Source organism: Streptomyces sp. DG1A-41, from assembly GCF_037055355.1.
GTDB lineage: Bacteria > Actinomycetota > Actinomycetes > Streptomycetales > Streptomycetaceae > Streptomyces.
In genome coordinates, this window is the sequence record NZ_CP146350.1 from 5591283 (window position 1) to 5606034 (window position 14752).

General features: G+C 70.9%; 12 protein-coding genes and 2 pseudogenes. 9 read left to right on the top strand and 5 right to left on the bottom strand.

Going from position 1 to position 14752, the window contains the following annotated elements; translation table 11 throughout:
* Positions 1-27 precede the first annotated feature (27 nt).
* Positions 28-539: pseudogene (gene rpsI, locus V8690_RS26305) on the top strand (30S ribosomal protein S9).
* 154 nt (positions 540-693) lie between these two features.
* Entirely contained in the window at positions 694-2052 is a 1359-nt protein-coding gene (gene glmM / locus V8690_RS26310) for a phosphoglucosamine mutase (protein WP_338782553.1), read from the top strand.
* 111 nt (positions 2053-2163) lie between these two features.
* Here the strand turns inward: glmM and V8690_RS26315 are convergent, their stop codons facing one another.
* Together V8690_RS26315 and coaA are read right to left on the bottom strand one after the other, a co-directional pair.
* Positions 2164-3102, bottom strand: coding sequence for a DUF389 domain-containing protein (locus V8690_RS26315; protein WP_338782554.1), 939 nt, complete (start codon positions 3100-3102; stop codon positions 2164-2166).
* A 32-nt stretch (positions 3103-3134) separates the two neighbouring features.
* Positions 3135-4124 (bottom strand): type I pantothenate kinase, encoded by a 990-nt coding sequence (gene coaA, locus V8690_RS26320; protein ID WP_338782555.1) that lies wholly within the window; start codon positions 4122-4124, stop codon positions 3135-3137.
* Positions 4125-4297: 173 nt separating this feature from the next.
* Between coaA and V8690_RS26325 the strand changes: the two genes are divergently transcribed.
* From V8690_RS26325 to glmS, 3 genes are all read left to right on the top strand, one after another.
* Positions 4298-5305, top strand: coding sequence for an ATP-binding cassette domain-containing protein (locus V8690_RS26325; RefSeq protein ID WP_338782556.1), 1008 nt, complete (start codon positions 4298-4300; stop codon positions 5303-5305).
* Positions 5302-6111 (top strand): ABC transporter permease, encoded by an 810-nt coding sequence (locus V8690_RS26330; RefSeq protein WP_338782557.1) that lies wholly within the window; start codon positions 5302-5304, stop codon positions 6109-6111. Before V8690_RS26325 ends, V8690_RS26330 begins: the two co-directional genes overlap by 4 nt.
* 90 nt (positions 6112-6201) lie before the next feature.
* A complete protein-coding gene (gene glmS / locus V8690_RS26335) occupies positions 6202-8049 on the top strand; it encodes a glutamine--fructose-6-phosphate transaminase (isomerizing) (protein WP_338782558.1) in 1848 nt (615 codons plus the stop codon).
* Between the two features lie 61 nt (positions 8050-8110).
* On the opposite strand, the gene V8690_RS26340 is transcribed toward glmS, so the two are convergent.
* Complete coding sequence (locus V8690_RS26340; protein ID WP_338782559.1) at positions 8111-8509, bottom strand: hypothetical protein; 399 nt, start codon at positions 8507-8509, stop codon at positions 8111-8113.
* A gap of 132 nt (positions 8510-8641) precedes the next feature.
* On the bottom strand, positions 8642-9307 hold the full coding sequence (locus V8690_RS26345; RefSeq protein ID WP_338782560.1) for an ankyrin repeat domain-containing protein: 666 nt from the start codon (positions 9305-9307) through the stop codon (positions 8642-8644).
* A 97-nt stretch (positions 9308-9404) separates the two neighbouring features.
* On the opposite strand from V8690_RS26345, the gene V8690_RS26350 reads away from it, so the two are divergent.
* Together V8690_RS26350 and V8690_RS26355 are read left to right on the top strand one after the other, a co-directional pair.
* Positions 9405-9776: a holo-ACP synthase gene (locus tag V8690_RS26350; protein ID WP_338782561.1), complete on the top strand. Its 372-nt coding sequence runs from the start codon at positions 9405-9407 to the stop codon at positions 9774-9776.
* Between the two features lie 30 nt (positions 9777-9806).
* Positions 9807-10790 (top strand): annotated as a pseudogene (locus V8690_RS26355) (BtrH N-terminal domain-containing protein); the annotation flags it as partial.
* A 44-nt stretch (positions 10791-10834) separates the two neighbouring features.
* Here V8690_RS26355 and V8690_RS26360 read toward each other — a convergent pair.
* Positions 10835-11989, bottom strand: a complete 1155-nt coding sequence (locus V8690_RS26360) for a hypothetical protein (protein ID WP_338782562.1) — start codon at positions 11987-11989, stop codon at positions 10835-10837.
* 160 nt (positions 11990-12149) lie between these two features.
* On the opposite strand from V8690_RS26360, the gene V8690_RS26365 reads away from it, so the two are divergent.
* Together V8690_RS26365 and V8690_RS26370 are read left to right on the top strand one after the other, a co-directional pair.
* On the top strand, positions 12150-13598 hold the full coding sequence (locus V8690_RS26365) for an NAD(P)H-hydrate dehydratase (RefSeq protein ID WP_338782564.1): 1449 nt from the start codon (positions 12150-12152) through the stop codon (positions 13596-13598).
* Between the two features lie 238 nt (positions 13599-13836).
* Positions 13837-14739 carry a L,D-transpeptidase family protein gene (locus tag V8690_RS26370; protein ID WP_338782565.1) on the top strand — a complete coding sequence of 301 codons (903 nt, stop codon included), beginning with the start codon at positions 13837-13839 and terminating at the stop codon, positions 14737-14739.
* The last annotated feature ends 13 nt before the right edge of the window (positions 14740-14752 follow it).

Below are 14752 nucleotides of genomic sequence, written 5' to 3' on the forward strand. Positions count from 1 at the left end.
AAGACTGAAGAGAATCTGAGGAGAATCGTGGCCGAGACCACTGCCGAGCAGCCGCTCGAAGAGCTTGACATCGACAGCTACACCACCGAGTCCGAGGTCCCCGTCGAGGGCGAGTACACCTCGGAGTCCATGGCCTCCCGCTTCGGTGAGCCCCAGCCGCCGCCGGCCTGGGCCGTCGCAAGAACGCCATCGCCCGCGTCCGGATCGTCCCGGGCACCGGCAAGTGGAAGATCAACGGTCGCACCCTCGAGGACTACTTCCCGAACAAGGTGCACCAGCAGGAAGTCAACGAGCCCTTCAAGGTGCTCGAGCTCGAGGGCCGCTACGACGTCGTCGCCCGCATCGCCGGTGGCGGTGTCTCCGGTCAGGCCGGTGCGCTCCGTCTCGGTGTCGCCCGCGCGCTGAACGAGGCGGATGTCGACAACAACCGCGGCCCGCTGAAGAAGGCCGGCTTCCTCCGCCGCGACGACCGTGCGGTCGAGCGCAAGAAGGCCGGTCTGAAGAAGGCCCGCAAGGCCCCGCAGTACAGCAAGCGCTAATCGCGTAGCTGTCCTTGCGACTGTCTTCGCAACGATCGCCCCGGCGGCACGTCCAGTGCCGCCGGGGCGTTCACGTACACAACCCCTGCGGCTGCGGGACAGCCCCGGGGGATGTACTGGAGCCGCACTCTCTCGCAATTCGGAGGACACCACAGTGGGACGACTCTTCGGCACGGACGGCGTGCGCGGTGTCGCCAACGCGGACCTGACGGCGGAGATGGCCCTCGGCCTCTCCGTAGCCGCGGCGCACGTACTGGCCGAGGCGGGCACGTTCGAGGGACACCGCCCGACCGCGGTGGTCGGGCGTGACCCGCGCGCGTCGGGGGAGTTCCTGGAGGCCGCCGTGGTCGCGGGCCTCGCCAGCGCCGGCGTGGACGTCCTGCGGGTAGGGGTGCTGCCGACGCCGGCGGTGGCGTACCTGACAGGAGAACTCGGCGCCGACCTCGGTGTGATGCTCTCCGCGAGCCACAACGCCATGCCCGACAACGGCATCAAGTTCTTCGCCCGCGGCGGGCACAAGCTCGCCGACGAGCTGGAGGACCGGATCGAGTCCCTCTACGACGAGCACCGCACCGGCGCCCCGTGGGACCGGCCGACCGGCGCCGGGGTGGGCCGCGTACGCGAGTACGAGGAGGGTTTCGACCGGTACGTCGCGCATCTGCTGCGCGTCCTGCCGAACCGGCTCGACGGGCTGAAGGTCGTCCTCGACGAGGCGCACGGCGCCGCCTCCCGGGTCTCGCCCGAGGCGTTCCAGCGGGCCGGTGCCGAGGTCGTCACGATCGGGGCCGAGCCGGACGGGCTCAACATCAACGACGGGTGCGGATCCACGCACCTGGACAAGATCAAGGCCGCCGTCGTCGAGCACGGGGCCGACCTGGGCATCGCGCACGACGGGGACGCCGACCGGTGCCTCGCCGTGGACCACACGGGCGAGGAGGTGGACGGCGACCAGATCCTGGCCGTCCTCGCCCTGGCCATGCGGGAGGCCTCCACGCTGCGGGCCGACACGGTCGTGGCGACGGTGATGTCCAACCTGGGCTTCAAGCTCGCCATGGAGCGCGAGGGCATCCGGCTCGTGCAGACCGCCGTGGGCGACCGGTACGTGCTGGAGGAGATGAAGGAGCACGGGTTCGCCCTCGGGGGCGAGCAGTCCGGGCACGTGATCATTCTCGAGCATGCGACGACCGGCGACGGCACCCTGACCGGGCTGATGCTGGCGGCGCGGGTCGCGCAGAGCGGGCGTCCGTTGCGGGAGCTGGCGTCCGTGATGGAGCGGCTGCCGCAGGTGCTGATCAATGTGCCGGACGTGGACAAGTCCCGGGTGACGACGTCCTCGGAGCTCGCGGCGGCCGTCGCCGATGCGGAGCGGGAGCTGGGGGCTACCGGGCGGGTGCTGTTGCGGTCCTCGGGGACCGAGCCGTTGGTGCGGGTGATGGTGGAGGCGGCGGATATCGAGCAGGCTCGGTCTGTGGCGGGGCGGTTGGCCGATGTCGTGAAGTCCGCGTTGGGGTAGTCGGCTGTTCCGGGTTCGGGGTGGGGGCTGCGGCTCGTTGCGGGCTGACCGTTCGTTGTGGCTTGTCGCGCCCACGCGGCGGAGCCGCACAGAGAGACAGCCCCGCGCCCCTCAAGGCCTGCTGACCTGCCGGCGTTGTTTGGACCAGAGCCGTTTCTGTACCAGCAGGGTCAGCGTGCCGGCGACGATGATGCCCAGCAGGTTCAGCAGGAGTTGTTCCGTGGAGCCCTGGGTCTGGCGCGTGTCGCCGTAGCTCAGGGCCACTGCCGCGTTCGCGGCGGCCGGGATCGTGGTCACCGAGATGGCCACACCCACCAGGGCGCCCGACTTGGCGGAGGTCAGGGACAGGGTGCCCGCGATGCCGGCCAGGACCGCCACGACGAAGGAGAACCAGTCGGGGGCGTAGATGAAGCCGGTGTTGGGGCGGGCGCCCTCCAGCTTGGCCTCCGTGAACAGCCCGACGGCGTCCATGAAGAGGCTGAAACCGACCGTCACCGCCATCGCCACCGCGAAGCCCACCAGGAGGGCGATCAGCGAGCGCAGGGCCAGGTGTGCTCCGCGGCGGACGATGGCGGTGCAGATGCCGGCGAGGGGCCCGAACTCCGGGCCCACCGCCATGGCGCCCACGATCAGGATCGCGTTGTCCAGGACCACACCGCAGGCCGCGATCATCGTGGCGAGCGTGATGAAGGCCAGGTACGTGGCGGAGAGGGTCGACTCCTCGTGCGTCGCGTCGGTCAGCTGCTCCCACAGGACCGCGTCCGCGCCCTCGCCGGGCGCGTCGGCCGCGGCCTGGTCGGCCCGCTCGGACAGCGACAGGTCGATGGCCTCGACGGCGATGGAACCGCTGGTGTCGATGCCGAGCTTCCGCAGGCCGGTGAGGAGTTCATCGCCCGCCTCGCGCGCCACGTCGCACATCACCACGTCCCCGGAGGGGTCGCGGGCGCAGTCCGGAAGCACGACGAGGTGGGTGGTGCCGACCGTCCTGCCGATCAGCCGCACCACGTCGTCGGTCTTCCCGGACGGCGTGATCAGGCGCAAGTGAAGCATGACGGCTATCTAACCGGTCTTTCCCCCGGGGATCACAGCTTGCGCAGGCTGAGGCGCTGCACCTTGTGGTCCGGGCCCTTGCGCAGGACGAGGGTGGCGCGGCCGCGGGTGGGGGCGATGTTCTCGACCAGGTTGGGCTGGTTGATCGTGCGCCACATCGTCCGGGCGTAGTCGAGGGCCTCCTCCTCCGAGACCTGGGTGTACTTGCGGAAGTACGAGGACGGGTTCTGGAACGCCGTCGCGCGCAGCTTGCGGAAGCGGTTGAGGTACCAGTGCTCGATGTCCTCGACGCGGGCGTCGACGTACACGCTGAAGTCGAAGTAGTCGGCGAGGCCGACCCGGGTGCGGCCGTCCTTGCCGGGGAGGGCGGGCTGGAGGACGTTCAGGCCCTCGACGATCAGGATGTCGGGGCGGCGGACCGTGAGCTTCTTTTCGGGGACGATGTCGTAGATCAGGTGGGAGTAGACGGGGGCCGTGACCTCGTCCTTTCCGGCCTTGATGTCGGCGACGAAGCGGGTCAGCGCGCGGCGGTCGTAGGACTCGGGGAACCCCTTCCGCGACATCAGGCCGCGGGCCTGGAGCTCCTTGGTCGGCAGCAGGAAGCCGTCGGTGGTGACCAGTTCGACGCGCGGGTGTTCCGGCCAGCGCGAGAGCAGGGCCTGGAGGAGCCGGGCGACCGTCGACTTGCCCACGGCGACCGAGCCGGCGACTCCTATGACGAACGGGGTGCCGGACTGGGAGCCCTGCTCGCCCAGGAAGGTGTTGAGCGCGCCTCTGAGGCCGTCCGTGGCACCGACGTAGAGATTGAGGAGTCTGGACAGCGGGAGGTAGATGTCCCGCACCTCGTCGAGGTCGATGACGTCACCGAGACCGCGCAGCTTCTCGACCTCCTCGGCCGTCAGCGGCAGCGGCGTCTTGTCGCGCAACGCGCTCCACTCGGCTCGGGTGAGGTCGACGTAGGGAGTCGCCTCCGGCCGCTGCCGGTGGGCGCTCCGGGGTATCGAGGAGACCGGAGAGATCACAGTCCATTGTTACGGGCGTACGAACGGACCGTGAGGTGGGATCCGTCACGCAGGGTCCTTGGGTCCTCCCATTTGAGAGAAAAACGACATGGGGGAGGAATGTCAGTGCCGTGCGTCACAGTTGTCGGAAGGGTGGGCCCAGGCCGGGGTCCAGGAACGCCGAGGGGTGACCCATGACGTATGCGATAGAGGCGGAAGGCCTGGTCAAACGGTTCAAGGAGACCGAGGCGCTGGCCGGCGTCGACCTGGCGGCCCGCAAGGGCACGGTGCTCGGGCTGCTCGGCCCGAACGGCGCGGGGAAGACGACGGCGGTGCGGATCTTCGCGACGCTGCTGCGCCCGGACGGGGGCAGGGCCCGGGTGGCCGGCCACGACGTGGTCCGGGAGGCCGGGGTCGTACGGGCCATGGTCGGGCTGACCGGGCAGTACGCGGCGCTCGACGAGAACCTGACCGGCACGGAGAATCTGCTGCTCATCGGCAGGCTGCTCGGTCTGCCGAGGCGGGAGGCGAAGGCGCGGGCGGGGGAGCTGCTGGAGCGCTTTCAGCTGACGCACGCGGCCGGCCGGGCCGCGAAGACGTTCTCGGGAGGCATGCGCCGGCGCCTGGACCTCGCGGCCAGCCTGGTGGGGCGGCCCCGCATCCTCTTCCTCGACGAGCCGACCACGGGCCTCGACCCGCACAGCCGTGGCGAGCTGTGGGACCTGCTGCGCGGCCTGGTCGCGGACGGTGCGACCGCCCTGCTGACCACGCAGTACCTGAACGAGGCCGATGTGCTCGCCGACGACATCGTGGTGATCGACAAGGGCCGGGTGATCGCCGAGGGCACTCCGGACCGGCTGAAGGCCCAGGTCGGCGGCCAGGTGCTGGAGCTCCGGCCGATCCTCGGGCAGGACCTCGCGCGGGCCCACGCGCTGGTGGCCGGGGCCGCCGGCCCGGAGGCCCGGATCGAGGGCGAGGTGATCACCGCGCCGGTGAAGGACCCCGAGCTGATGCCGGCCGTCGTGCGCTCGCTGGACCGGGAGGGGATCGGGGTGGGCGAGCTGGCCCTGCGCCGCTCCTCGCTCGACGAGGTCTTCCTCGCCCTGACCGGCCACCGGGCCGAACCGGGCGAGCCCGAGCAGGACGGCGGCGCGGCCGTCCGGGAGGACGACGAGCTGGAGAAGGCGGTGAGCCGGTCATGACCGCCACCACCATCACCGCACCGGTCACCGCGTCGGGCCGCGTGCCGCCCCTCGCCGGGGTGCGGCAGACCTTCACGATGGCCTGGCGGAGCCTGGTCGCCGTCAAGCACAACCCGCTCGAACTGGTCGACTACAGCATCACGCCGATCATGTTCGTGTTCCTGTTCACGTACGTGCTGGGCGGGCAGATGGCCGGATCGCCCGACGCGTATCTGAAGTACGCGCTGCCGGGGATCATCGTGCAGAACACCCTGTTCATGACGATGTACACGGCGATGGCCCTCAACACCGACCTCACCAAGGGTGTCTTCGACCGGCTGCGCAGTCTGCCCATCGCGCGCTCCGCCCCGCTGATCGGGCGGATCACCGCCGACCTCGCGAAGCATGTGTGGGCGATGCTGCTGATGATCGGCCTCGGACTGGCCCTCGGCTTCCGTATCACCGGCGGGCTCGGCGGCTTCCTGCTCGGCACGCTGCTGCTGGTGGTGTTCGCCGCGGCCGTGTCGTGGAGCGCGGTGCTGATCGGGATGCTGGCCGGTGACGCGGAGAAGGTGCAGGCGTTCGCCTTCACCCTCATCTTCCCGATCACCTTCACCAGCAGCGCCTTCGTCGTCGTCGACACCATGCCGGGCTGGCTCCAGGCGTGGAGTGACGTCAACCCGGTCACGCACCTGTCCGACGCGTTCCGCGGGCTGCTGCTGGGCGGGGCGGTGGCGGAGCCGGTGCTGTGGTCGCTGGTGTGGGCGGCGGGGATCGCGCTGGTGTTCTATCCGCTGGCCATGAGGGCGTATCGCGCGAAGGTCTGAGAGCCGAGGGGCTCGTACCCCGGTGGGAATTTCCGATTTCGGGCACGCTACGGCCGGTTCGGCGCGGGAATCGACCCTAAGCTGCCGCCCATGTGTGGAATCGTGGGATACGTGGGGCCGCAGTCGGCCCTGGAAGTCGTCATGGCCGGGCTGAAGCGGCTGGAGTACCGGGGGTACGACTCGGCCGGTGTCGCCGTCCTGGCCGACGGTGGGCTGGCGACGGGGAAGAAGGCCGGGAAGCTCCTCAACCTGGAGAAGGAGCTGGACGGCCTGCCGCTGCCGGCCGGTACGACGGGCATCGGACACACCCGGTGGGCCACGCACGGCGGACCGACGGACGCCAATGCCCACCCGCACATCGACAACGCGGGCCGGGTCGCGGTGGTGCACAACGGCATCATCGAGAACTTCGCCCTGCTGCGGGCCGAGTTGGAGGATCGGGGGCACGAGCTGGCCTCCGAGACCGACACCGAGGTCGTCGCGCACCTGCTCGCCGAGGAGTTCTCGTCGTGCGCGGACCTCGCCGAGTCGATGCGGCTGGTGTGCCGGCGGCTGGAGGGTGCGTTCACGCTGGTCGCGGTGCACGCCGACGAGCCGGACGTGGTGGTGGGCGCGCGGCGGAACTCGCCGCTGGTGGTGGGCGTCGGAGAGGGCGAGGCCTTTCTCGCCTCGGACGTCGCCGCGTTCATCGCCCACACGCGGTCCGCGATCGAGCTGGGACAGGACCAGGTCGTGGAGCTGCGCCGGGACGGCGTGACGGTGACGGGCTTCGACGGCCGCCCGGCCGACGTCCGCTCGTACCACGTCGACTGGGACGCGTCGGCCGCGGAAAAGGGGGGCTATGACTACTTCATGCTCAAGGAGATCGCCGAGCAGCCCAAGGCGGTCGCCGATACGCTGCTGGGCCGTATCGACGGCTCAGGTTCGCTGACCCTGGACGAGGTGCGGATCCCCGCGGGGGTGCTGCGGGAGATCGACAAGGTCGTCATCGTCGCGTGCGGTACGGCCTTCCACGCCGGGATGATCGCCAAGTACGCCATCGAGCACTGGACGCGCCTGCCGTGCGAGGTGGAACTGGCCAGTGAGTTCCGGTACCGGGACCCGATCCTGGACGCGCAGACCCTCGTCATCGCCATCTCCCAGTCCGGCGAGACCATGGACACGCTCATGGCGCTGCGGCATGCCCGCGAGCAGGGCTCCAAGGTGCTGGCGATCTGCAACACCAACGGCTCGACGATCCCGCGCGAGTCGGACGCGGTGCTGTACACACACGCCGGGCCGGAGGTGGCCGTCGCCTCCACCAAGGCGTTCCTGACGCAGCTCGTCGCGTGCTATCTGGTCGCCCTGTATCTGGGCCAGGTGCGGGGCACCAAGTGGGGCGACGAGATCCGGGCGGTGATCCGCGACCTGTCCTCGATCGCCGGTGCGGTGGAGCAGGTCCTGGGCACGATGGAGCCGGTGCGGGAGCTGGCCCGCACGCTCGCCTCGAAGAACACGGTGCTGTTCCTCGGCCGCCATGTGGGATATCCCGTGGCGCTGGAAGGCGCCCTGAAGCTCAAGGAGCTGGCCTACATGCACGCCGAGGGGTTCGCGGCGGGAGAGTTGAAGCACGGGCCCATCGCCTTGATCGAGAAGGATCTGCCGGTGGTCGTCGTGGTGCCGTCGCCGCGCGGGCGGTCCGTGCTGCACGACAAGATCGTGTCCAACATCCAGGAGATCCGGGCGCGGGGTGCGCGGACGATCGTCATCGCGGAGGAGGGGGACGAGGCGGTGGTGCCGTACGCGGACCACTTGATCCGGGTGCCGGCCACACCGACCCTGCTCCAGCCGCTCGTGGCCACGGTGCCGCTCCAGGTGTTCGCGTGTGAGCTGGCGACGGCTCGCGGGAACGAGGTGGATCAGCCTCGGAACCTGGCGAAGTCTGTGACGGTGGAGTGAGGAAGAGGGGCGAACGGCCGGTTGCCGTTCGCCCCTTGAGCAGCCGGTCAGGTACTCAGGCTCAGATGGGCAGGCAGGTCGCCGGGACCCAGCCTTCCACGCTGGTGCTGTTGGGGCCGCCGAAGTACCACTTGTTGCTCTTCTTGCCGCAGGCCGTGTAGCTGCCCCCCGTGACGGGCTTGCGGTCGCCGAAGCAGACCCCGCCCTTCTGGCCCTTGCCCCAGGTACCGAGAGCCGTGGCGCTCGTCTTGGGCGCACTGCGGATGTTGACGGTTGCCTTGGGCTTCACGTTGACCAGCGCGCTGCTGCAATCCGGCTTCGTCGCCGCGGCGGCGGTGCCTGCGGTGGCGACGGCGCCGGTGAGGGCCGTACCTATGAGGGCCGCAGTGGTCAGTGCGGTGCCCAAAGACTTGGACTTCAAAGCTGTGTCCTCCCGTTTGGTGCGATGCCGTTTGCTCATCGCGGTCATCGCGAACTGTACAAGTGGGAGGGGGGAGTTCAGGCTCGCGGGGTGTCCGCTGGGAGTTCGGTGCGGAGGGCTTGTGGGAGGCGGGTGAAGGTTGCTGTCGGGAAGGTGAGTGCGCGAGGGACGTCAGTCAGGGAAGCTCCAGGGGGGCGGTGGTTTGAGGCTGTACGGAATCTTGGTCCAGCCGTCGGGGGTCACGTGGTAGAAGTCCCCGCTGTCGGCGTCCATCCGCGAGCTGCCGTTCACGTGCACGATGTCCGCGTGGAGGCGGTAGTGGAATCCGCCCATCATGCCGGCCACCCGGAAGAAGACCCGCACGTCCGGACCCTCCGTCAGGGGGGCCAGTGGTGGCAGCAGATGCTCGATCTCGTCGAAACAGCTGCCGGTCCGCTCCCGCAGCATCGCGTGGAAATGGTGCTCCAGCACATCAACGGGGCAGGGGAGCTGCCGCACCGCCACCGGCTCCAGAAGCTCCAGCAGATGCGAGTGGCCCCGCTCCCGCGCGATGTCCACGGGGCGCCGTCCGTCGCGGGTGCGCTGCGTGCGCCAGTCGCCGTACGCGATCAGCCGCGAGACGACGGCGGTGTCGGCTCCGTGCCAGGCGGCCTGGTGCAGCGGGGCGAAGCCGCTGCGGTTCCCGGGCCGGGCGAGAATGACCCGCCTGGGATTCTTCCCCAGCTCCTCGAACAGGCCGTCCCAGTCGGCGTCCCGGGCGAGGTCCGAGAACCGGTCCCGCTCCTTCAGGTACCTGTCCCCGTAGCGTTCGCGGTCGGTGAGGCCGTCCCATTCCATGCTGATCATGCTAGTCGGCGCCGCCGAGGCCGGGAGCGGCGGCGGGTGGCCCCGACCGTTCGGGAAAATGACGAGGCCTCACCGTAGGGTGCTGGGCATGAGCATCATCGGGGTCGGGATCGACGTCGCCGAGATCGATCGGTTCGCGGCGTCGCTGGAGCGTACGCCCGCGCTGGCCGAGCGGCTGTTCGTGGAGCGGGAGTTGCTGCTGCCCAGCGGGGAACGCCGGGGTGTCGCCTCCCTGGCCGCCCGGTTCGCTGCCAAGGAGGCCTTGGCCAAGGCGCTCGGGGCTCCGCCCGGGCTGCTCTGGACCGATGCCGAGGTGTGTGCCGAGGACAGTGGGCAGCCCTGGCTGCGGGTGACCGGGACCGTGGCCGCACGGGCCGCCGAGCTCGGGGTGCGGTCCTGGCACCTGTCCCTGAGCCATGACGCGGGTGTCGCCTCGGCCGTTGTGATCGCGGAGGGGTGATTCGGGGCCCGGGGGACAGGAGGATATGGCATGACCACGGTGAAAGGTGTCGACCCCCGCGGTACGCGGCACTGCGAGACGTCGGCTCTGGGCGTGCTGCTGCGCCATCAGGGACTCGACCTGTCCGAGCCCATGCTCTTCGGCCTCGGGGCCGGGCTGTCCTTCATCTACTGGGACGGCAAGAACATGGACTTCCCCTTCCTCGGCGGGCGCGTCAAGCCCTTCGAGCTCACCAGGAACCTGGCCGCCGGGCTGAATCTGGAGCTCGAGGTCCAGGAGACCGGCTCCGCCCGCAAGGCATGGGAGAACGTGGCGACCGCCATCGACGCCGGCCGTCCCGTCGGACTCCAGCTCGACAGCTACCACCTGGACTACTTCACCTCGAAGGTGCACTTCGGCGGGCATGTCGTCGCCCTGTACGGCTACGACGAGCACGACGCCTACCTGGTGGACACCGGCCAGCAGGGCGGAGCGGTGTCCACCAGCCTGAGCAGCCTCGCCCGGGCCAGGGCCGCGCGCGGACCGATGACCGCCAGGCACCGGTCGTTCACGCTCACCGTTCCGGGGAAGGCGCCCGCACCGGAGGGCCGGATCGTTCCGGCCATCACCGAATGCGCCGACGCGTTCCTCCATCCGCCCATCGCCAACCTCGGCCACCGGGGCATCGAGAAGGCCGGGAAGCTCGTACCCGCCTGGCTCCAGCGCACCGACGCACCCCGGCGGGACCTGCCGCAGGCCGCTCTCCTGATGGAGAAGGCCGGCACCGGCGGTGCTCTGTTCCGCAATCTATACCGCGACTTTCTCGCCGAATGCACCCAGTTCGTCGACAGTGGCCATCTGCGCACCGGCCACAGGCTGTACTCGGAAGCGGCCGGCTTGTGGACGGACGTCGCAGCGCTCGTCACGAACGCCGGTGAGTCGGGCGATGAGCAGTGCCTCAGACGGGCAGGTGCCGTCCTCTGCGACATCGCGCGTATCGAACGCGAAGCCATGGAGGCGCTGAGCCGCCTGCGCGGGAAGCCCCCGCCGGATGAGGGCGAGGGCTTCGGGGGCGCGTGTCAGCAGATCGTCTGGCTGCTGTTCACCCGCGTGATGTTGCGGAACGTCGTGTTCTCGCCGCACGGGCTCTCCCTGATGGCCGAGTTGGTGACCGTCAGGTTCTGGATGGTGATGTCCTTGTTGTTCGGGAAGTCCGAGCGGGCGGCCAGGCGCAGTTCGCCGCCGCCCGTGATCGTGCCGCTCTGCGCCGCGAGGGTGACGTTGTAGCAGTTCTCGATCAGCACCGAGTTGTTGCCGGTGTTGGAGATCGTCACCCTGTTGATCGTCGCCCCGCCGCTCTCCGAGACGCAGAACACCCCGCGTCCGCCGCCGCGCGCGATGACCTCGCCGACCCGGATGTTGGTCGGGTAGCCGCTGCCGACCCGGCCGTTGCGGTTGGCCATGCGGAAGGCCGCGTAGCCGGTGCCCGTGCCCGCGTTCTCCGCGTCCACCTTGGTGACGTTGGCGTTGATGGTCTGGTTGAGCAGCAGGCCGGACTCGCCCACGTTGCGGGCGGTGACCGTGCCGATGGTGATGCCGTCGACGCCGTAGGTCTCGACCGCGTGGCTGGACGCGCCGGAGACGTAGACGTTGTCGATGCGGACGTTGCGCGTCCACTGGCTGGTGTCGCCGCGGTTGTCGATGCGGACGCCCAAACCGCGCGAGAGGCGCATGTCTATCTGGCCGAGCACGACGTTCTGGACGTTGCGCATGAAGATGCCGTAGAGCGGGGTGCCGGTGAGATTGAGGTTCTGGACCTCCACGTCGCGCGTGCCGCGGGAGTAGACCGGCGCCTGATCGCCGGAGCCGCTGCCGGTGACGTTGATGGTGCCGCAGACGTCGAGGACGGTGTAGCTCGGGAGCGAGATGCGTGAGCCCGCCGAGATGGAGCCCGAGCCGCGGACCACGACCCGTTCCTTCGACGTGCGGCCCGACGTGAGGCTGCTGACGGCCGCCTGGACTGCGGCGCGCATGTCGGTGCCGGTGTAGACGGTGCTGCTGCCGCGCCGGGCGGTCCAGTTGCTGCCGCTCTGCACGGCCTCGGCCTGGTAGGAGCCGTCTCCGCAGGCCGTCGCTCGCGTGGGGGCGGCGGTGGCGGGGGCGGTCAGGGTGCCGGCGGCGGTGAGGACGGCGGTGGCACCGGCGGCGGCGAGGAATGCGGCTCTGCGTCCCATGGGGGCCTCGGTTTCGTCGAACGTGGGGGGTGTGCAAGCGCTTTCTGCGCGGCCGGTGAGTCTGGCAAAGGGCAGGCAAAGCGTCAATGGATGCGACACGGTTCGGAGTTGCGCGAGATACGGGGGAGTGGCCGGGCGGTCGTACGGGAAACTCGACCGCATGCGTACTGCGTACAGCGTGGAGACGGTCAGGACCGCCGAACGGGAGCTGATGACGCGGCTGCCGGAGGGGGCGCTGATGCAACGCGCCGCCGCCGGACTCGCCGCGGCCTGCGCCGACCTGCTGGGGCGGGTGTACGGCAGCAGGGTCGTGCTGCTGGTCGGGAGCGGGGACAACGGTGGTGACGCGCTGTACGCCGGGGCCCGGCTGGCCCGGCGCGGGGCCGGTGTCACCGCGGTGTTGCTCGCGCCGGAGCGGGCTCATGCCGGGGGGCTCGCGGTCCTGCGGCGGGCCGGGGGGCGGGTCGTGAGCGCCGATGGCACCGAGGGTGCGCGGGGCGTCGAGGAGCTGGTCGAGCGGGCGGATCTCGTCATCGACGGCATCGTCGGTATCGGTGGGAAGGGCGGCCTGAGGCCGGACGCGGTGCCGCTGGCCGCCGCCGCCGAACGGTCGCGGGGCGCCGTGGTCGCCGTCGATCTGCCCAGCGGGGTCGACGCCGACACCGGGGAGGTGCGCGGCGTGGCGGTCCGGGCCGATCTGACGGTGACGTTCGGGACGCACAAGCCGGGGCTGCTGATCGATCCGGCGCGGGAGTACGCGGGGTCGGTGCGGCTGGTCGACATCGGTCTTGAGCTGCCGGCCGAGCCGGAGCTGGAGGCGTTGCAGCACGCGGACGTGGAGCGGTTGCTGCCGGTGCCGCGGGCCGAGAGCGACAAGTACCGGCGGGGTGTCGTCGGCATCGCCGCCGGGTCCGCGCGCTACCCCGGGGCCGCCGTGCTCGCCGTCGCGGGGGCGCTGCGGGGCGGGGCCGGGGCCGTGCGGTACGTCGGGCCGGCCGGGGACGCCGTCATCACACGGTTCCCCGAGACGCTCGTGTCGGACCACGGGCCGAAGCATGCCGGGCGGGTGCAGGCGTGGGTCGTCGGGCCGGGGGCCGGGGACGACGCGGCGACGGTCGGGGAGGTGCTGGCGGCCGACGTCCCGGTGCTGGTCGACGCGGACGGGCTGCGGTTGGCCGAGGCGGGGGTCGTGCGGGCGCGGCGGGCGCCGACGCTGATGACGCCGCATGCCGGGGAGGCGGCGGCGCTGCTCGGGGTCGACCGGGCGGACGTCGAGGGCGGGCGGCTGGCGGCGGTGCGGGAGCTGGCCGGGCGGTACGGGGCGACCGTGCTGTTGAAGGGGTCCACGACGTTGGTCGCCGACTCGGGGGGCGGGGCGGTGCGGGTGAATCCGACGGGGACGTCCTGGCTGGCCACGGCGGGGAGCGGGGACGTGCTCTCGGGGCTGGCGGGGTCGTTGCTGGCGGCGGGGCTTTCCGCGGTGGACGCGGGGAGTGTCGGGGCATATGTGCACGGACTGGCCGGGAGGCTGGCGGCGGACGGGGCGCCGGTGGGGGCGCATGACGTGGCGGAGGCCGTCCCCGAGGCCTGGCGGAATGTTTTCGGCTGAGTGAGAGGGAGGGTGCAGGTGGGTGGGGGTTGCTGTGGGTGGGTCGCCCCCGCCTCCCCTTCCCGTCCCGAGTTCCGGGGGCCGCCGCCCCGGGCCCCCGCCTGGGCCTGGGCGGCCTCGTCCTCAAGCGCCGGACGGGCTGAGAGGGGCTGAGCGCCGCTGTCAGGTGCGGGCCGTCCGGGGGAACCGGCCGCGCGGCAACCCCGGGCCTCCCCATCACCCCCGTTTGTCTGATCACATGACCAGCAGACGTACCGCCGGGTGCGCCCTCGCCCTCCTGCTCGCCGCTGTCACCGCGCTGCCCGCCGGTGTCGCCCGTGCGGCTCCCGTGCCGCCCGCTCCCGTGCCGCCCGCTCCCGGGCCCCTGGGCGAACTGGTCCCGGGGGTCGCTCCCAGGCCCGCGCAGCCCTGGTCCGTCGACACGCCCGACCAGGCGCTGCCGCCGGTGGTGTACACACCGTCGGCCGAGGAGGAGGCCGTCGAGCCGCGGAGGGCGGTGGAGGGGACGTACGCACTCGTCGAGTACGTGCCGTTGGGTGAGGCGGTCGCACGGGTGAGCTGCACCGGGAAGGCCGGCCCGTATCAGCGGCAGGTCGAGCGGTGGCTGGGGCTGAGGGTGGACGGGACGCAGTCGGCGGCCGACTGCCGGGCCGTCCGGGCGTTCCAGGTGAGGCAGGGCATCAAGCCGGCCATCGGGTTCGCCGGGCCCGTGACCTGGGCCCGGATGCAGTATCTGTCGGCGCGCCGGAATCCCAACGCCGCCGGTCGGTGCCCGGTGCGGAGCTACCCCGTGGCGTGTGTGGATCTCAGCCGGCAGCTGACCTGGGTGCAGAAAGGGCGCAAGGTCGTGTTCGGGGCGGTGCCGATCCGCAGCGGGCGGGCCGGATACCGGACCCGGGCCGGGTGGCACAAGGTCTACTGGCGGCACAAGAACCACTGGTCGACGCTGTACAACACGCCCATGCCGTACTCCCAGTTCTTCAGCGGCGGGCAGGCCTTCCACGGCGTCTACGGCAGCCTCAACACCACCGTCGGCTCCATGGGCTGCGTCAATCTCTCCGTCCCCGACGCGCGGAGGCTGTGGAGCGTGCTGAAGAAGGGCGACCGCGTGTTCGTGTGGGGGCGCAGGCCCGGGACGTAGCAGCCGCCGCCGG